This is a genomic window from Cupriavidus basilensis (assembly GCF_029335485.1).
GTDB lineage: Bacteria > Pseudomonadota > Gammaproteobacteria > Burkholderiales > Burkholderiaceae > Cupriavidus > Cupriavidus basilensis_E.
This window is the reverse complement of the sequence record NZ_JARJLM010000128.1, coordinates 18,503-35,869: the sequence shown is the minus strand read 5'-3', so window position 1 is coordinate 35,869 and position 17,367 is coordinate 18,503. Positions and strand designations below refer to the sequence as shown.

15 protein-coding genes and 2 pseudogenes are annotated in these 17,367 nt (G+C 64.9%); 8 read left to right on the top strand and 9 right to left on the bottom strand.

The genetic code is table 11. The features are described from left to right. Positions 1-467, bottom strand: a pseudogene (locus P3W85_RS07305) (hypothetical protein); the annotation flags it as partial. 10 nt (positions 468-477) lie between these two features. On the opposite strand from P3W85_RS07305, the gene P3W85_RS07300 reads away from it, so the two are divergent. The 4 genes and pseudogenes from P3W85_RS07300 (at position 478) to P3W85_RS07285 (ending at position 5,119) form a co-directional block, all read left to right on the top strand. Further along, positions 478-783, top strand: coding sequence for a putative Ig domain-containing protein (locus P3W85_RS07300; protein ID WP_276264292.1), 306 nt, complete (start codon positions 478-480; stop codon positions 781-783). A gap of 12 nt (positions 784-795) precedes the next feature. After that, positions 796-2,154 (top strand): methyltransferase family protein, encoded by a 1,359-nt coding sequence (locus tag P3W85_RS07295; RefSeq protein WP_276264291.1) that lies wholly within the window; start codon positions 796-798, stop codon positions 2,152-2,154. Positions 2,155-2,218: 64 nt separating this feature from the next. Then, a pseudogene (locus tag P3W85_RS07290) lies at positions 2,219-2,507 on the top strand (IS5/IS1182 family transposase); the annotation flags it as partial. 518 nt (positions 2,508-3,025) lie between these two features. After that, entirely contained in the window at positions 3,026-5,119 is a 2,094-nt protein-coding gene (locus P3W85_RS07285) for a sensor histidine kinase (protein ID WP_276264290.1), read from the top strand. Between the two features lie 12 nt (positions 5,120-5,131). Here the strand turns inward: P3W85_RS07285 and P3W85_RS07280 are convergent, their stop codons facing one another. The 4 genes from P3W85_RS07280 to P3W85_RS07265 all read right to left on the bottom strand — a co-directional run bounded on the left by P3W85_RS07280 (position 5,132) and on the right by P3W85_RS07265 (position 8,715). Then, the gene (locus P3W85_RS07280; RefSeq protein ID WP_276264289.1) at positions 5,132-5,929 is read right to left on the bottom strand and encodes a response regulator transcription factor; all 798 of its coding nucleotides are present in this window, start codon (positions 5,927-5,929) and stop codon (positions 5,132-5,134) included. Between the two features lie 231 nt (positions 5,930-6,160). After that, complete coding sequence (locus P3W85_RS07275; protein WP_276264288.1) at positions 6,161-6,787, bottom strand: ABC transporter ATP-binding protein; 627 nt, start codon at positions 6,785-6,787, stop codon at positions 6,161-6,163. A gap of 12 nt (positions 6,788-6,799) precedes the next feature. After that, entirely contained in the window at positions 6,800-8,059 is a 1,260-nt protein-coding gene (locus P3W85_RS07270) for a hypothetical protein (RefSeq protein ID WP_276264287.1), read from the bottom strand. Between the two features lie 83 nt (positions 8,060-8,142). Beyond that, positions 8,143-8,715, bottom strand: coding sequence for a TetR/AcrR family transcriptional regulator (locus tag P3W85_RS07265; protein ID WP_017228937.1), 573 nt, complete (start codon positions 8,713-8,715; stop codon positions 8,143-8,145). A 102-nt stretch (positions 8,716-8,817) separates the two neighbouring features. On the opposite strand from P3W85_RS07265, the gene P3W85_RS07260 reads away from it, so the two are divergent. The 4 genes from P3W85_RS07260 to P3W85_RS07245 all read left to right on the top strand — a co-directional run bounded on the left by P3W85_RS07260 (position 8,818) and on the right by P3W85_RS07245 (position 13,148). Next, entirely contained in the window at positions 8,818-9,831 is a 1,014-nt protein-coding gene (locus P3W85_RS07260) for an alcohol dehydrogenase catalytic domain-containing protein (protein ID WP_276264286.1), read from the top strand. 32 nt (positions 9,832-9,863) lie between these two features. Continuing rightward, positions 9,864-10,958 carry an NADH:flavin oxidoreductase gene (locus P3W85_RS07255; RefSeq protein WP_276264285.1) on the top strand — a complete coding sequence of 365 codons (1,095 nt, stop codon included), beginning with the start codon at positions 9,864-9,866 and terminating at the stop codon, positions 10,956-10,958. 120 nt (positions 10,959-11,078) lie between these two features. Continuing rightward, positions 11,079-12,047 (top strand): MDR family NADPH-dependent oxidoreductase, encoded by a 969-nt coding sequence (locus P3W85_RS07250; RefSeq protein ID WP_276264284.1) that lies wholly within the window; start codon positions 11,079-11,081, stop codon positions 12,045-12,047. 324 nt (positions 12,048-12,371) lie between these two features. Beyond that, complete coding sequence (locus tag P3W85_RS07245) at positions 12,372-13,148, top strand: enoyl-CoA hydratase (RefSeq protein ID WP_276264283.1); 777 nt, start codon at positions 12,372-12,374, stop codon at positions 13,146-13,148. 59 nt (positions 13,149-13,207) lie between these two features. Here P3W85_RS07245 and P3W85_RS07240 read toward each other — a convergent pair whose 3' ends face one another. From P3W85_RS07240 to P3W85_RS07225, 4 genes are all read right to left on the bottom strand, one after another. After that, positions 13,208-13,636 carry a MarR family winged helix-turn-helix transcriptional regulator gene (locus tag P3W85_RS07240; protein WP_276264282.1) on the bottom strand — a complete coding sequence of 143 codons (429 nt, stop codon included), beginning with the start codon at positions 13,634-13,636 and terminating at the stop codon, positions 13,208-13,210. 256 nt (positions 13,637-13,892) lie between these two features. Next, positions 13,893-14,717, bottom strand: a complete 825-nt coding sequence (locus tag P3W85_RS07235; RefSeq protein ID WP_276264281.1) for an acyl-CoA thioesterase — start codon at positions 14,715-14,717, stop codon at positions 13,893-13,895. A 110-nt stretch (positions 14,718-14,827) separates the two neighbouring features. After that, positions 14,828-15,448: a TetR/AcrR family transcriptional regulator gene (locus P3W85_RS07230; protein WP_276264280.1), complete on the bottom strand. Its 621-nt coding sequence runs from the start codon at positions 15,446-15,448 to the stop codon at positions 14,828-14,830. A gap of 656 nt (positions 15,449-16,104) precedes the next feature. Continuing rightward, entirely contained in the window at positions 16,105-17,346 is a 1,242-nt protein-coding gene (locus P3W85_RS07225) for a thiolase family protein (RefSeq protein ID WP_276264279.1), read from the bottom strand. Positions 17,347-17,367 lie beyond the last annotated feature (21 nt).

Sequence of the window (17,367 nt, the reverse complement as noted above, 5' to 3'; positions counted from 1 at the left end):
AGCGGCAGCTCCAGCGGCGGCAAGCCCGATGACGCAGGCTCGTCGAGCGGCAGTGGCTCCTCTTCCGGTAGCGGCAGTTCGTCCAGCGGCAGCGGCTCGTCGTCCGGCAATGGAAGTTCGTCAAGCAGCGGCTCCAGCGGCGGCAAGCCCGATGACGCGGGCTTGTCCAGCGGTAGCGGCTCCTCTTCCGGCAGCGGTAGCTCGTCCAGCAGCGGTAGTTCGTCCAGCGGCAGTGGTTCGTCCAGCGGCAGTGGTTCGTCTTCCGGCAATGGCAGTTCGTCGACCAGTAGCTCCAGCGGCGGAGCGACCGAAGGCGCAGGTTCGTCCAGCGGTGGCACTTCGCCGTCGAGCGAAAGCGGCAACGCGGCATCCGGCACCCGCCTGGCGCCGAACGATGCCGCCGCGCAGTCCGGCCGCAGCGATGCCGCCGGCAGCGCGAACGGCCCCGCCGAGGATCCGAATGGCATCTCGGTCACCGTGAGCCTCAAGGCTTCGGGCCATCCGTCCGATCTCATTGCGGTGTCGGTGCCGAAGGCGATGGCGCGGCCGGGCAGCCACTTCCGCTTTACGCTGCCCGCGCAGGCGGTGCCGGGCGCGGCGCAGGGCGCCACGGCTCAGGTGACGCTGGCCGATGGCCGGGCCTTGCCGTCGTGGCTGCGCTTCGCGCCGCAGTCGCGCGCGTTCACCGCCACGTCGGTGCCGGCGGGCGCGCTGCCGGTGCAGGCGGTGATGACGGTGGGCGATGTGCGCGTGCCGCTGGTGATCACCGAGCGCAACCAGTAAATGAGGTGGGATGTGACTGAGAACGATGTGGCAAAAGATGGGTGCCAGGCCGGCGCCGCGACGGACGGGAAGCGCGCCAGCACGCGCGAGCCGAGGGCGGCGCGACCGCGCTCGGCCACCCACGGCGCAGTGGCCGCCGCCGGCTTGGCAGCGTTCCTGCTGGCGCTGGTTATCCTGCGCACCGACCGGCCCTTCGGCGACGATGTGGTGAAGTCCGCACTCTTCATGCTCGGCATGACCTCGGCAGCGGTGCTGCTGGTGGACCTGCTGTGGCTGAAGGCGTACCGGCGCGCGTCGACCGGGCTGGACTTCGGCCGCGACCATCCGTCGTGGCAGCGCAGCCTGTTCAAGTTGGCCGGCCTGTTCGGCAGCCTGGGCTTCGTCGCGCTGCTGTACTGGCTGTTCCCGGAGTACCACGGCGATTACTACGACCGCTACTACGCGATGCTGCGGCTGGTGCTGCCGCCGTGGCTGGCGCTGGCGCTGCCGTACTTCTACTTCGTCGACCGCAGGATGGCGCGCCCGCTCGATGGCTACTGGCACCTGGGCCGGATGGTGGCCATGCAGTGGGACAAGGTGGATGCCCGCATCGTCGGCCAGCATCTGCTGGGCTGGCTGGTGAAGGGCTTCTTCCTGCCGCTGATGTTCACCTATATGTGCAACGACCTGGCGCGCTTCCTGTCCGCCGACTTCAGCCAGCTCACCGGCTTCAAGGCCTGGTTCGACCTGCTGTACGGCCTGTTCTACTTCATCGACGTGGGACTGGTGGCGATGGGCTACCTGCTGGCGCTGCGCGTCGCCGACACGCACCTGCGCTCGGCCGAGCCGACCATGCTGGGCTGGGCGGTGGCGCTGGTCTGCTACGAGCCGTTCTGGTCGCTCTATGGGCGCCAGTACCTGGCCTACGACACGGACTTCAAGTGGGGCGCCTGGCTGTGGAACACGCCGCTGCTGTACACCATCTGGGGCAGCGCCATCCTGCTGCTGACGGCCATCTATGTCTGGGCCACGGTCAGCTTCGGCGCGCGTTTCTCGAACCTGACCCACCGCGGCATCATCACCAACGGGCCCTACCGCTGGACCAAGCATCCGGCCTACGTGGCCAAGAACCTGTCGTGGTGGATGATCTCGATTCCCTTCATCGCGCACGGCCCGGCCGGCGAGACGCTGCGCCACTGCCTGCTGCTGCTGGCCGTCAACGGCATCTACGCGCTGCGTGCCTGGACCGAGGAGCGGCACCTGTCGCGCGATTCCGGCTACCTGGCCTATGCCCGCTGGATCGACCAGCACGGCATGTTCCGCTTCCTGCGCCGCCTGCCGCTGCCGGGCCGGCGCGTGGCGGCCGCCGGCGGGGCGGGCGCGCCCGCTTGACCAGCGGACCGGGCCCGGCGCGCCCGCTTACCCAGGCGCAAACTGCTGGACGATCGTGCTCACGGGTATTCCATCGGCGCTGATACTGACCGGCGCCAACCGCAATGACGTCACCTGACTGGTGGCGCTGATCGAGGCGATTCTTCCGATCCGCGGCAACTGGGGCCGCCCCTGGTCCAAGCGACGCATCGTTCAGGGGGCGCGGCTACTGCCACGACAAGTACCGCAAGCCCCTGCACGCTGCCGGCATCGCCCCCGAGATCGCTCGCCGCGGCGAGCCCCCCGGCAGCGGTCTTGGCAAGACGCGCTGGGTTGTCGAACGAAACATTGGCTGGCTGCACCGCTGTATGCGACAGCCCCCGAGCGGGACCAGGCCATCCGGCCCAGGAAGCGCTCCTCACAGACCGGCACACTCCCCGCTCCGCCGCTCCGGGCGCCCGCCGAAGCCCTCCGCAGCGCCAGGTGCAAGGAAAAAGGCTTCGGCAAGACCGGCACCGGGACCAGCATCTCTGACAGGCCTCCCTGCGCGGCAGATTTTCCCGGGCATGGGTCCGGGGATCGCCCCGCCATGTTTGACCAGCCGGGAATCCGACGATCCGCGTCCAATCCGTGACCTGCCCAGCCCTGCTGGAATCCCCGTCCAACACCCCGATCCAGAGTCTCCGAGATGTCCGTGCCATTCCCGTCTCCGACCCAATTCACCTCCACGCCAGCGGCCTGCCAGGAATGCTGACAAGTTCTGACATTGCCACCGGCGGCACCAGAAGCAACCGCGGGTGGGCTATAGTCCTGCCGCTGCGGCACACGCATCGCGGCACGCTGCCTGGCGCTCCGGTGGCGCGGTACAGGTACACAGTGATTGGAGGAAGGTTTGAAGAAAGGCAAGTGGCGAGAACTGCACCGCGCCGGCTCCAGCCCGGTAGCCGCCATGATCCGGGCGCTTTGCGTCGTCCTGTTTTTCACCCTCATTCCCGGCACGGTGCAAGCCGGTTTGCGCCTGCCGGCTTCAGGGAAGATCGCACTTGACCGCCATTGGGAGCTGTTGCTCGACCCACAGGACACCCTGACCGTCGAGCAGATGGGGCAACCTGAAATCGCCACCGCCTTCCGCCCGCAGACCGCGCCGCCGGCGCTGGGCTACCGGCATGGCAGCGTGTGGCTGCGCATCACGCTGACACGGCCGGAGGACGCCTCGCCGCAATGGCTGCTGCAGTTGGGATCCGCCCTGCTCGACGACGTCACCCTCTACACGCCCCAACCTGGCGGCGGCTACGGCGCACGCATCGCCGGCGACCGGCAACCGCTGGAAGGGCGCGACGTCTTCCACCGCACGCCGGTCTTCCTGCTGAACCTTCCGCCCGAGCATCCTGTCACCGTGTATGTACGCGTGCGCAGCACCAGCACGCTCAGCTTCCCGCTGACCATTTGGTCGCCGGATGCGTTCATCGGCGCCATCGGTACGGAACAACTGCTGTTCGGGCTGTTCTACGCCGCGCACCTGGTGCTGCTGATTACCTGCGGATGGTTCTACTGGGTGACGCGGCACCGCTCGTTCGGGCTGTTCAGCCTGACTGTGCTGGCCGACATGTTCACATCGATGTCGGCCGAGGGCTTCACCTATCAATACCTGCTGCCGGGCTGGCCGCTGCTCGCCGATACGTTGTATGTCGTGAGCTGGTTCTCAGCCGTGCCGTTGGGCGTACTGTTCACGCTGCACTATCTTGGCCTCTTTGACTCTCCATGGCGGCCCTGGGTGCGCGGCTTCTCGAACCTGACCTGGGCGGTTGCCATCCTCTCCGCACCTTTCCTGGTGGTCGTCAACATCTGGTGGGTACGTCCGCTCAACCTGCTCTGGGAACTGGTCGTCATCGGCGTATTGCTCGGCCTTTCGGGCTGGATGACCTGGCGCGGCTACCGGCCGGCACGTGTCATTCTGCTGGTGCTCACGCTGCTGGTTGGCGGCACGGTGCTGCGGCTGGCGCGCAATGTCGGCTGGATCGATTCGGGCGTGTTCGTCGATAACGCCAGCTACCTGGGCATGATGGCCTTTCTGCTGATCATGAACTCCGCCATCAGCCGGCAGTACACCGACATGCGTTCGCAAAAGGAATCGGCCCAGGCGGAAGCGCTGCGCGTCGCACGCCAGGCCGAGCGCGACCTGGAGGCCAAGGTGGCACTGCGCACGCAGTCCCTGCGCGAGGCGATGGCGCGCGTGGAGGCAGCGTTGTCGCTGGAGCGGCGCGCGCAGGAAGAGCAACGGCAGTTTCTGGCCACGGTCTCGCACGAGTTGCGCACGCCACTGGCCGTGATCGACATCACGGCACAGAACCTGGAACTGGACGATACCGAAGGCGACCCGCAGGCGTCGGCGCGATACAAGAAGATCCTGCGCGCCACGCAACGCATGACGTTGCTGCTCAACGACTCGCTCAACGAGAGCTGCTTCGAGCTGCTGCACCATGGCGCACGGCCCGCACCTGTCGACCTGGCCTCGCTGCTGGAAGATGCCGCGGCCGCAGCGCACCTGCTCTCCGAAGGGCATGCGCTGGCAGTGGACGCCTATGCATTGCCCAAGGACTTCCAGTGCGACGCAAGCCTGCTGCGGCTGGTCCTGCGCTCACTGGCCGACAACGCTGTCAAGTACACGCCGGTCGGTAGCCGCGTAACGCTGCGCGGGCGCACGGTGGCGCAGGGCGTCGAACTCGAGGTACAAGACGACGGCCAGGGCATCCCGACGGCCGACCTGCCTCATATCTTCGACCGCTTCTATCGCGGCCAGAACGCGGGCCGGAAGCCAGGAACCGGGCTGGGGTTGCCGCTGGCACGGCGCATGGTCGAGATCCAGGGCGGTTCGCTCACGCTGGAGAGTACCCCGGGTCGCGGCTGCCTTGTACGCGTCTTTCTTCCGGCAGAGCCATGCCCAGGCTCGCTCGCACCCGACGGCGCAGTGCTGCAGCCGCTCTGACCCGAGCGGCGCTCATGCTACCGACAGCGGCGCGGCAAAGGTGTAGCCCTTGCGATGCGCAGTCTTGAGCGGCAGTTCCGATCCCGCCTCGCAGCGCCAGCGCTGGCGCAGACGGCTGACCAGGGTTTCCAGCCGGCGCTCGTCGTAGTGCATCCAGTTGAAGCCGAAGCCCTCGGCGATCTCCCGGCGCTCGACCGGCTGGGCCGGATGGCGGGCCAGCATTTCAAGCAACCTGCTTTCATTGCTGGAAACGATCAGCCGGTCGCCGGCCGGGTCCTCCAGCGTGCCGGCCTGGAGGTCCAGGCGCCAGTTGACGACCACGCGCCGGCTGAGCGCACGCAGCACCGCATCAAACTCCAGTAGTTTGATCGGCTTGACCAGGTAGTGGTCCGCACCATCGGTCAAGCCACGCACACGATCGTGCGTATCGCCAAGGGCCGTGAGCATGACGATGCCGCAGCCCGCACGCTGCTCCCGAAGCCAACTGACGGCATCGAAGCCGGAGCCGTCCGGCAGCATGACATCGACAACCGCGATATCCGCCTGAAGGGCCTGTGGTCGAAATTCCGCCAGGGTACTGGCGTGGCTGACCTGCCAGCCGCGCTTTTGCAGGAAGACCGCGATTTCCTCGCGTAACTCGGCTTCGTCTTCAAGCAGTAGAACTCTTCCCATTTCCAGAATCTCGCCAGAATGTTGCACGGTGGACGACGCGCGCACGCCGTCCAAGCTCAACAACATTACGGACGCCCGGCAGCAATCTTTAGCTGCCGCAGATGGGATCGCTTCAGATTTTCTGAAGCACGACGGCAACGGCCGCGTCGCCGCACCATCGGCGACCTGCTGCTGGCACGCGCGCCGATCGCAGCCCGCAGCGCTTCTACAGCCCGTCCGCGCGGATCCAGCGCGAGCGCAAGGCCTACTGCGGCATCCTGATCAGGCTGACCATTTCACCATGTCCGCATCCGTCATGGGCCTTCACGTGGTTCACCAGCACGAGGCGCCGGACGCTGGAAGGCACTGGCGGGGTTCGTTCGGCTTGCTTTAGCCCGCAGGCGACAGCAATTCGCCGAGCGGGACAACACTGGCCCCGCAGGCATTGATGAATGCGCCGTCGTGGCTCGCAAAGAGCGTGAGCCTCGTTGCCGAACGCTCGACGATGCGGCGCTCGACCACCGCGCGGGCGGTGAGGTCGAGCCCATTGCTCGGCTCGTCGAGCAGCAGCACTGGCGTGTTGCCAATCCAGGCCGCACACAGAAGGAATTTCTTCTGCGTTCCTAGCGACATCGCGGAGAACCGTGTGGGGAGGTGGGAAGTCAAGCCAGCCTCCTCGACCATGTCCATGACCGAATCATCCACGCAGCATGCCCGGGCCGTTGCGACGAAGTCGAGCAGATCGTACCCTGTCATGAAGGGATAGATCGGACTTTGATCTGGCGCATAGGCGAGCCGCTGCCGCGCTCGGACCGGGTCGCGAGCCAAGCTGAGCCCATCGATCCACACCTCCCCGGCGTCTGGCGCGATAGCTCCCGCGAGCAAGGCCAGCAGCGTCGACTTGCCGCTGCCGTTGGCCCCTTGCAGCGCATAGGCGCCCGGCCCCAATGTGCCGGCGGCGCCGTGGATCACCCGCCTCCAGCCGAACGACTTGGACAATCCCTCGAAACGCAGCACAGGCCAATCTCCTCAATGGGTTGCCGCCACTGCGGCAGCCGACCAGGCGCCGGCCATCATCGCAGCCAGCAGCGTCGCTTGACGTCCACCACGCAGCAAGGGCCAGCGCAGCGCGGCGAGCAGAGCCCAGTATCCGAGCAACAGCAGCGCGACTGCCGGAAGGCGGTGTGGAGCCCGCACGAGCAGCGGCCCCAGCACGGCCGATGCTGGCAGCGCGCCGAGCACGGCGATGAAACGGATGTCCCGCCACCGCCAGAAGTGTCGGGACAGCGGCAGCGTCGAAAGGAAATCCGACACCGGTGCGTGCGCGTCGTGCAGGGTGCGATACCACCCCGCCGTGACCAGCGCGAGCGCCGCAAGCATCAGCGCCGCGGTGGGCAGGGCTCGGTCGTCGAAGGCGAACGCCGCGTACAGGATGTTTGCGGCCAGCGCGATGGCGGACAGCGCCAGGGTTCGCATAAGCGTGGCGGCCCGAGCGGCGAGCGCCTTGCACTGGATCCGCCAAGTAGGTCCCAGCAGACGCTCGGCGGCCGCCATGCGCCGCTGCGCCCGGTCGGCTACGGGTAAGGGGATGCGTGGCGTCGGCACCAGTGCAGACAGACCGAGCACGAACGCGGCGCTCAACGCGGACCACTGCGCAATAGCCGATACACCGGACAGAGCCCAGCTCAGGGCCAGGTCGGCTGCCAGGATCGGCACGGCAGCCAGCGCGCGGCCTTCGAGCACGACGAGTTGCACCAGCAGCGCCAGCACCGCCAGCACCGGGATGGCGGCAGGCATCAGCCCACCCGTGAAAAATCCGAGCACGGGGGCCAGAAGCAGGGTCGCGGCGACGGGAACGAGTAGCAGGGTATTGGCCGGCACCAGCACTGCAAGGTCCACGATGCGCCGCTGGGCAGCAGTCAGGGGCAATGCTCTGACATAAGGGAGGAAATCGCCGCCCGCGATCGCATGGCGCTGCACGAGAACCCAGGCGGCCGCAACGAGCTCGATCGCCCCGATACGCGTGAAATGCCAGCCGACGCCGTGACCGACCTGCACCGCCTGCAGGAGCGGGGAAGCCAGGGCAAGCAGCAGGCCGCGCAGCGGTGCGCCAGCGGGAACGAGCACGCCCGCCAGAACGAACCACTGCCAGTGGCGCACGACCACGCGTCCGGTGGCCACGCCCCACCAATGAAGGCGCCATCGAATCAATGAGCCAACCAGCGGATCGGACACGCGTGAAACCTGCAATTTGATGTGCGATTGATACCTGACCGGGATGCGCGGCAAGCCTCGGTCTCCAGGCCAAGACCCGGAAGGATAGCACGGGCACGCATGTCAAATTCCTATCACGGCTGCCCCCGGGAGCCTCTTCACGTCCTTACTGCGACAGGTCCAGCCTGTCCCTGTTCTCCGAGCTGGGCAAGCAGCGTGGCCAGGCCCACCTCGAACGCTTCTGTCGAACCGGCTGCCCGCGCGAGCACAAGGCAGCCTTCCAGCACGACTAGCGTGATCAACGCGATGCCGCTGGCGCGCTCGACCTCGAATCCACGCGCTTCCAATGCCTGTGCGAGCTGCCGCCGCCAGCTCTCGAACGCCGCCGCGCAGGCCGCGGTGAGGGCCGGGGAATGTGAACCACGCTCAAGGATGACAACCGCGATGGGGCACCCCGCCTGGTAGCGCTCGTGGCCGAGCAATTGGGCGCTGCCGCGCAGCACGGCGGTGATCCCCTCGGCGGCGCTCGCCTGTCCCTCGAAAGACCGAGCGATCCAGGCAGCGCCCAGTTGCGCCGCCCGCTCAATGACGGCCACGCCCAGTTGCTCCTTGCCTTGCGGGAAGTAGTGGTAGGCCGATCCCCACGGGGCGCCTGACTTCTCGACGAGCTTGCGCCAGGAACACGATTGGTAACCCTCGCGCCTGAACATCTCGATGCCGGTGGCAATCATTTGGTCGCGTGAAGACATGGTGATGCACGATCCTTCTTGACTATGACGATCGTCTTATATTAGATTGCAAGGACGATTAGGACAATCGTCATAGGGGGCAAGATGCAGCAACTCGTCATGAAGCGAGCCGGCGAACTTGGGTGGCAGGAGGTGGCGCCGCCCACGTTGAACAGTCCGCAGGCAGCGATCGTCCGCCCGATTGCCGTCGGCGTTTGCGACTTCGATCGCGCCTTGGTCCAAGGCCGGATCCATCTCCCCGGCCCCGTCGCCTTGGGCCACGAGATCGTTGCCGAAGTCATCGAGACAGGCGCTGACGTTGCCAGCGTATCTGTCGGCATGCAGGTCGTGCTGCCGTTGCACATCAGTTGCGGCACGTGTGGCGAGTGTGGACATGGGCGCACAAATTGCTGCAGTTCGCGACCTCTGCTGGCGAACTACGGCTTAGGCCCGGCAGGCGGCGACTGGGGGGGCGGGATGTCAGACCGCCTGCTGGTTCCTTTTGCCGACGGGATGCTCGTCCCTGTGCCCGCAGGCGTGAGCGCCATCGACTGCGCTGCTGTGGGCTGCAACCTGGTTGACACCTACCGCACGATTGCGCCGTTCCTCGCGAACTACGACCGGCCTTCGGTGCTCGTGCTTTCCGGCGTGGCGATCAACATGAGCCTCTATGCCATCGCCGCAGCAAAGGCGCTGGGCGTGGAGGATCTCATCCTGGCGTCAGACACGCCACAGCATCGGGCGTGGGCCGAACAGATGGGCGCCCGTGCCCTTGCCTATGCGGACCTCGGCGATCGCAGCTTCTCCATTCTCTCGGACAACAGCGGTAGCCCTGCCATGCTGACCGAGGGACTGAAGCATGTCGCCCCGGGCGGCGTCTGCACCACGACGACGCCCTACTTTCAGGGATTCGAGATGCCCGTCCATACCTTGTTTGCCAAGAACATCACCTACTTCACCGGCCAGCCACATGCCCGGGCGCTGATGGATCAGGTGCTGGAACGCATCGACAAGGGCCTGATTGGCACGACCCGGATTCCCCACGAGGTATTGCCCTGGGAGCGCGCCCTTGAAGCGTTCGGTCGGGGCGAGAAAAAACGCATTTTCGTACGGTCTTGATCACAACGGCAACCCACAAGGAAAGGCTAGCCATGGACATTCTGTTTCAACCGTTTGCTTTCAAAGGATTGCAGTTGCGCAACCGCTTCGTGATGGCGCCACTGACGAGATCCTTCTCGCCCGGTGGCGTCGTCACGGCACAGGTGGCCGCCTATTACCGCCGTCGCGCCGAGGGCGAGGTCGGTCTCATCATTTCGGAAGGAACAGGGGTCGCGCGCCCGGCTGCCCTGAACGATCCGAACGTTCCACGCTTTCATGGCGAACGGGAGCTCGCTGCGTGGAAGCGCGTGCTCGATGAGGTTCATGCCGCGGGCGGGGCTGTGGCCCCCCAACTCTGGCACGTTGGTGCGGTACACAACCGCAGTTCCAACTGGGCACCTGCCACACCGTATGAAAGCCCATCGGGTCTCACGCGCCCGGGCAGGAAATTTGACGAGGGCATGAGCGAAGAGCAGGTCGCCGATGTGATCGAGGCGTTCGCACAGGCCAGCGCGTACGCCAAGGCGCTGGGCTTTGAGGCCGTCGAACTGCACGGCGCGCACGGCTACCTGATCGACCAGTTCTTCTGGGACGGCACCAACGAGCGGTCGGACAGGTATGGCTCGCCGACCCTGCCAGGCCGGGCGCGCTTCACCGCAGACATGCTTCGCGCGGTGCGTGTCGCCGTCGGTCCGGATTTCCCCATCATCATTCGCATCAGCCAGTGGAAGCAGCAGGATTATCAAGTGAAGCTCGCCACCACGCCAGACGAACTGGAGGCATGGGTGACCACATTGACCGACGCTGGCGCCGACATCATCCACTGCTCGCAACGGCGGTTCTGGGAGCCCGAATTCAACGGATCGGACCTCAGTTTTGCAGGCTGGGTCAAGAAGCTGGCCGGTGTTCCGGTGATCACCGTCGGCTCGGTGGGGCTGACCAATGACTTCATCAGCGGCGGTTCGGGGGAGGCCGCAAAAGTTGCCTCGCTGGATGAGTTGGTCCGGCGCATGGAGCGCGACGAGTTCGACCTCGTCGCCGTCGGGCGAGCGCTACTGCAGGACCCCCATTGGGTGCGCAAGGTACGGGAAGGGCGAACCGGCGAGTTGCAGGATTTCGATCGGGCAGCACTGGCAACACTGACCTGACCGTGGCCTGTGAAAGAGAAGCCCCCGGACGCCCGGGAGCATGGAGTCGGGGCGGCTTGATGCCCCGGGATGATGAATTTGGGCGCGAGCATCGTGCGTCCCTTCAATGGAGTTGTTCTGATGAAAGCACTGCAAATATCGAAGCACGGCGATCCTTTGGACGTGATCGAACTCGTTGAGCTTCCCGAACCGGGGCCCGCCGGCCACGGAGAGGCGCTGCTCGAAGTGCTGTACTCGCCGATCAATCCCTATGACCTGAACGCCGCGCGTGGGCGGGTCATGACGCCCCCACTCCCGTCGATTCTGGGAACCGAGGGCATCGCACGCGTGCTCGAAACGGGCGAAGGCGTCACGACGGTGCAACCAGGCGATCTCGTCTTTGTGCCAGGCGGCTCGCCGACCTGGCGCGAGCGGCTCGCAGCGCCAGCCGACAAGCTGTTTCCGCTGCCTCCCCAGGCTGACGTGCAGCAGTTGTCGATGGGGGCCGTCAATCCGCCAACGGCGGCGCTGCTTCTCGGCAATTTTGTCGACCTCAAGCCCGGTGACTGGATTGTTCAGAATGCGGGCAATTCGAGCGTCGCAGCCAGCGTGATCGCGATAGCGAAAGCGCGCGGATACCGCACGGTGAATCTTGTCCGCCGCCCCGAGGTCATCGCTGCCGTCGAGGCGCTCGGCGCAGACGTTGTGCTGCAGGAAGGCAGGGAGCTTACCGCGAGGGTGGCAAAGGCCATTGGCAACGCGCCGATCCGGCTTGGCCTGGATGGTGTGGGCGGAGCTTCGCTGGCCTCAGTCACCAAACTGGTCGAGTTTGGCGGGACCGTCGTTGTCTACTCGGCAATGAGCGGGGAGCCTGGCTTGGCCAATCCCATGGACGTGATCTTCCGCGACATCAAGATCCGCGGCCTCTTTCTTGGCCATGCGCATATCCGTGGGTCTGCAGCGCTCGCCGCTGGGCTTCGGGAAGGACTGCAGCTGATCTCTGAAGGCAAATTGCACTCTCCAATAGGCGGTGTCTATTCGCTGGAGGACTATCGCAAGGCTATCGCGGCGAGCGGCAAAGGATCGAAGATCCTCTTCAAGCTGAAATGAGTTCTGCGGGCTCTGCGAGCGCTTGCTGCCAAGCCTCCGGGTCCCTGCAGGCGATGCCTTTGTCGTCCATGGCAAGATCGTCCGGGCCGGCAAGCGCCAGATCGCTTCGATCAGCTGCACCCCCTGTCCCGGCCGGGACAAAACCCTACATCAAGCACTACGTGGTCAAACGACAACCAATCCTCGAGGTTTACTTCGCATGCGAACGGTATATACTTCGCATGCGAAATTAAAGTTTTTCCAACCTGGAAGCATCTGCGCCAAGCACGCAGCGCCGGACATCGGCGACAGCGTGGCCGCTTCCGATTCTCAGGAGACATAGCTGTGATCCCAGAAGTGAAAGTTGACCTTATCAATGGCGTACTGACAGTCACGATTTCGCGGCAGGACAAGAAGAATGCGTTAACCAACGACATGTACGGCGCCCTTGCAGATGCAGTCGGAAGGGCGAGATCGGATGGCGAGATCAAGGTGGTGCTGATTCAGGCGGATGGCGACACCTTTACTGCCGGGAACGATGTCAGCGAATTCGCCGCGCAAGCCGTGGGCAATGGTCCCGAGGAACGTCACGTCGTTCGATTCCTGCGCAACCTGGCAGAAGCCACCGTTCCAATCCTCGCGGCCGTTCAAGGAAAGGCTGTCGGCATCGGAACCACCATGCTGCTCCACTGTGACTACGTGATACTGGCTGACGATGCACAGTTGATCACCCCTTTCGTCAATCTCGCCCTGGTTCCAGAAGCCGCCTCCAGCTATCTTCTTCCTCTCAGGATCGGGCACGCGCGCGCGTTCGAGATGTTTGCGCTAGGCGAACCGGTGCCCGCAGCCAGCGCCCTGGCATGGGGCATCGCCAACAAGACTGTAGCGACGCCGGAACTGCGGCAGGAGGCGAGACGAATCGCCGAGAAGATTGCCACGAAGCCTCTCGGCTCCCTGACATCGACGAAGCAGTTGATGCGCGATGCGCAGAGACTGGTCGCCCAAATGGACGCCGAGAGCGCCACATTCGTGAAGCGCTTGCAGAGCGCCGAGGCAAAGGAAGCGTTCATGGCGTTTGCGCAGAAGCGCCAGCCCGATTTTTCGGGGCTGGCTCAACGATAGCGCGATGCCGGCAACCTGGCGTCGCGTCATGCAGACTGGCCTTTGTGCGTGCGCAATGGCTAGTCTGCATCCGACACAGGGAACTTATCCTGCAGGCTGGTCAGCCACCTCGCGACAACCTCAATTTCTGATTCGCTGAACCCTTCGGTAAGACGCGCATTCAACTCCGTCAAGCCTGCCCGGGAGCGCTTGAAGGCGGAACGCCCTTCCACCGTTAGCCAAAGTCGCCATGAGCGACGGTCCACCCCATCCGGTTTGCGATCGATCAAGCCCAGCCTCTCCATGCGATCGGCCAGGCCGCTGATGCCTGGAGCGCCAAGATCGAGTGCGGCCGCCGCCTCGCCCATCAGCGCTCCGTTGTTCTTCTCGAGGAAGAACAACAAGCCAGCTTGCGACGCAGTTACCCCGCCCGCTGATGTGCGCGCCTGGGTCCAGCGTTGCAACCGCCGCTGGCCAACATTCAGCAGGTAAACGAGGCGATGATTCATTGCCTCACCTGGCAGCAGCGGCAGTTCGGTTGTGAATGCTCTCCGGAACGGGGAGAGAGGAAGGCGGGATAGCGGCGCATGAGGGTGACATAGTCAAGCCCAAAAAAAGACATGGGAATATTTGCATGCGAAATATATCATGGCCCGATCCGGCACCAGTCGCAGCCCCCCCTCCAATGCACGCGTCAGGGAGGCGACTTAGCCCTCGCATGGGTGAATTGCCGCTTGTGGCGGGGGCGGCATCCGGCTCACGTCGTCATTCCTTGAAGTAGACGACCTGGTGGCTCGTCGCGAGAAGGGTGCCGCTGTCGCTCCAGACTTCGGCCGTCTGGTCGTGGTAGCCACGCCCGAAGTGCGAAGCGCGGGCGATACCTAGTACCGGTCGGTCACCCTGTGCCTCCAGTTGCGCATTTCCCGCTTGGAAGTAGATGGTGATCGACACGGTGCCGAAAGGCACCCACTTGGGCCTGCGCACGATGATCCGCGGTGCAAAGGAATCGCAAATCGATGTCAGCGAGACGAGGTCCAGGGGCCGCGGCGGATTGTCGCGGACCCAAAGCACCGTGACCGAGTCCCGTTCGTCCTCGGGTTTCGACTGGTCAAGGAGGTGCCCGCGCACGAAACGCATCTCATAGTTGTCGAACCATGCGCGGTCGGTGTTGGCAAGCCGAGAGCTTGGCACGGCGACTGCCGCTGGAACGTCCGGCGCCAGAATCTCCGTGGTGGTCCACGTATCACGACGGAGCGCAAATACCGCCGTGGCGGTGGTGGTCAGCTCCTTGCCCTGACTCAAGGTGATAGACCAGTGCTGGGTGGAGCGATTGGTGCGTACGGGGACTGCATGGATGCGGTATTCGCCGTCGGCGATCGGTGCGGCGTAGTTGATCGTCAGTGAGACCGGCTCGCCAAGACGTTCCGGGTGCACCAGCAAGGCCTTCATGATCACGGCGGCGGTGATACCGCCGAATGGGCCGACCATGTTGGCATAGGCGGCATCGGTCTGGCCGGTCATCGAGCCGTCCTCGTTGCGAGCGAGCGTCGTGGCCCGATCCAGAGGATGAGTCAAACTGCTTGGTTGCATTTGTTTTCCTGCAGTGCGGTTGTGGGCAAATAGTCCGGTTGATCGGCGTTCGGCTTGGGCAGATGCAGGCAACAAGGCGAACGTCTCACCCTGGGCGGGTGGTGGCGCGATCAGCGATCCGTGGCGCGGGTTTCGTTGAACCGCTCCAACTCGTGACGCAACGAACGAAGCATTTCATCTGACCGCTTTGGATCGGTCATGACCCTCGACAGAAGCAGGCCGCCAACCATGGCGCTCACAGCGAGCAGTGCGCGCTCTTCGCACTGCTCCTTCATGGCCGCGGCGACCTTTGATACGAAGTGCTCGACGTGCTCTTCCATGACGCCGCGCGACAGTTCGTCTGCGCGTGCCACGTCGGATGCCAAGGCCGCAATGGCGCAGCCAGTTTTGCGCGAGTCGCGATGCGCGCGGCTGAGATAGCTGCGAACCATCGTGCTGTAGGCCGTTGGCGTTGCGCTGTCACGCGCGGCACTGGCGGCAGCTTCGCCATCGCCTAGCGCGCGCTCCAGGGCATGGGCAAGCAGTTCTGAACGCGAGCCGAAATGCCCATAGAAGCCGCCGTGCGTCAGGTTGACGCTACGCATCAGCTTTACGACGCTGACCGACTCCAGGCCAGTCTCGCGGATCTGCGCTGCAGCTTGCTGCAGGATGCGCTCGCGGCTCTGCGCCTTCTCGGCTTGTGAATGCCCCATGTCCAACTCCCAAAAGTTCCTCAGCATGAAGGTTATCATGCTGGTGGATGCTAGTCATCATTCTGATTGCGCAATTGAGAATCGGACATCACACGGCGACAAGAACCTTCGTGCAATCCGCAGGCAGAGGTGAATCCGCTTCAGTTGTCCGTGATGTATACGCGCGGGCGGTGGTGGTGCCGGCTCATCAGCCGTTTGGCGAATAGAGTTGCTGCGACTATGGGCGGCTGAAGGGGATCGGCACGTATCCATTGCAGAGATGGTATGAACGCGTCCCTCCCGGGCGCCGAGTGACGTCGTGAGGGATGCCGCCCTCCACAAATGGAAAGGGCCCCTCCGGACCGAACGGCATCGATGTGCCAATGTGGTAGATGTCGCCACCACCAGAGGATCGGAGGGACCCAAAATGAATGCTGCGACATACGGCCTCGTCGACAAAGGCCTTGCAATGTTCGCGATGCCCCAATGGCACGCCAAGCTCCGCCGCCCAGGCAAAGTTCACAATCCGCTGCCTGCGCGATGTGCTCCGGATCCAGCCCCGCCCGGCGCGCGTACGCGCTCACGCCGCGTGCCTTGCGCAGCAACTCGGAGAGCTCGGCGCTGAGCCGGTGCGGCACCGCAGTGCCCCGCCGCGCGACGATCCCGACAGGTGCTTGAGCGGGTGTCATACCACCTCCTCCCCGCCGACTGCCCGTTTACCTGCTCAGAATGGTCAGGCACGCCACTGCCTCTTCCACGCCGTGCAGGCCGCCGCCGTTCTCGGCGATGGCGATTCGTGCACCGCCTATCTGGCGCGCGCCTGCCTCTCCCCGCAACTGCGATACCAGCTCATAGACCTGCCCAAGGCCCGTGGCGCCGATTGGATGCCCCTTGGACTCCAGGCCGCCGGAGGGGTTGACGGGGATGCGCCCGCCGATACTCGTATCGCCCCGCTCCGCTGCCAGGCCGCCCTCGCCGGGTTCGCAGAGGCCGAGTGCCTCCACCTGGATCACTTCGCCGATGGCGCTGGCGTCATGCACTTCCGCGACCGAGATATCGCGCGGCCCCACCCCGGCGATCCGGTATGCGTCGGCCGACCCTTTGCGCACAAGGTGGTCGGCAAGCTGTGCCGGTGCGCGGTCGCTGCCGGTCACCACGACGGACGCCAGCACCCGGATGGCGCGGCTGCGGCTGCCGTTGAGCCGGGCAAGACCCGCCTCGCTGCAGACAACGGCGGCGGCAGCCCCATCGCTGATGGGCGAGCACATCGGCAGTGTCAGCGGAAACGTGATCGGTGGCGCAGCCAGGATTTCCTCGATGGTGTAGGCCTGGCGGTATTGCGACAGCGGGTTGTGGACGGAATGCCGATGGTTCTTGGCAGAGACGGCGGCAAAATGGCGCTGCGTCGAGCCGTATTCGCGCATGTGCATCCTGCCCATGGCCGCGTAGATGTCCATGAACACACTGTAGGGCTTGGGCGAGGTCGAGCCATCCGGCACTTCCACACCTTCGCCCATGGCCAGTAGCCGGGCGGTGCCGGCTTCCTTGTCGTGCACGTCCCACGCCCCATCGAACACGCTCAGCGTGCGCGCCTTGTCGGTGGAGAACATCTTCTCCGCACCCACTGCCAGCACGATATCGGCGGCGCCCGCCTTGACGTACTGGACCGCCAGGTGCAGCGCTGAGCTGGCACTGGCGCACGCATTCTCGACATTGATCACCGGGATGCCCTGGATACCCATGCTGCGCAGCGCGATCTGGCCGCGGATCATGTCCTGGCCCTCCATATGCCCCTGCGTGCAGTTCGCAAAGAAGGCGCCTTGCAGCGCACGGGCCTCGCAGCCCGCGTCCTTCAGCGCTGACGTCACGGCTTCGCGCGTCAGGTCCTTGATGCTCTTGTCGATCTGCTTGCCGAATGGCGTCATGCCGACGCCGGCGATATAAACCGTCTCGCTCATTATCTTTCCCCCGAGGTGATG

What these genes read in the sequence shown, in the direction of transcription:
- P3W85_RS07265 (WP_017228937.1), bottom strand. Translation starts at nt 8,715, where the DNA reads ATGATTGCCACCGGCATCGAGATGTTCAGGCGCGAGGGTTACCAATCG.
- P3W85_RS07260 (WP_276264286.1), top strand. Translation starts at nt 8,818, where the DNA reads ATGCAGCAACTCGTCATGAAGCGAGCCGGCGAACTTGGGTGGCAGGAG.
- P3W85_RS07255 (WP_276264285.1), top strand. Translation starts at nt 9,864, where the DNA reads ATGGACATTCTGTTTCAACCGTTTGCTTTCAAAGGATTGCAGTTGCGC.
- P3W85_RS07250 (WP_276264284.1), top strand. Translation starts at nt 11,079, where the DNA reads ATGAAAGCACTGCAAATATCGAAGCACGGCGATCCTTTGGACGTGATC.
- P3W85_RS07240 (WP_276264282.1), bottom strand. Translation starts at nt 13,636, where the DNA reads ATGAATCATCGCCTCGTTTACCTGCTGAATGTTGGCCAGCGGCGGTTG.
- P3W85_RS07235 (WP_276264281.1), bottom strand. Translation starts at nt 14,717, where the DNA reads ATGCAACCAAGCAGTTTGACTCATCCTCTGGATCGGGCCACGACGCTC.
- P3W85_RS07230 (WP_276264280.1), bottom strand. Translation starts at nt 15,448, where the DNA reads ATGATAACCTTCATGCTGAGGAACTTTTGGGAGTTGGACATGGGGCAT.
- P3W85_RS07225 (WP_276264279.1), bottom strand. Translation starts at nt 17,346, where the DNA reads ATGAGCGAGACGGTTTATATCGCCGGCGTCGGCATGACGCCATTCGGC.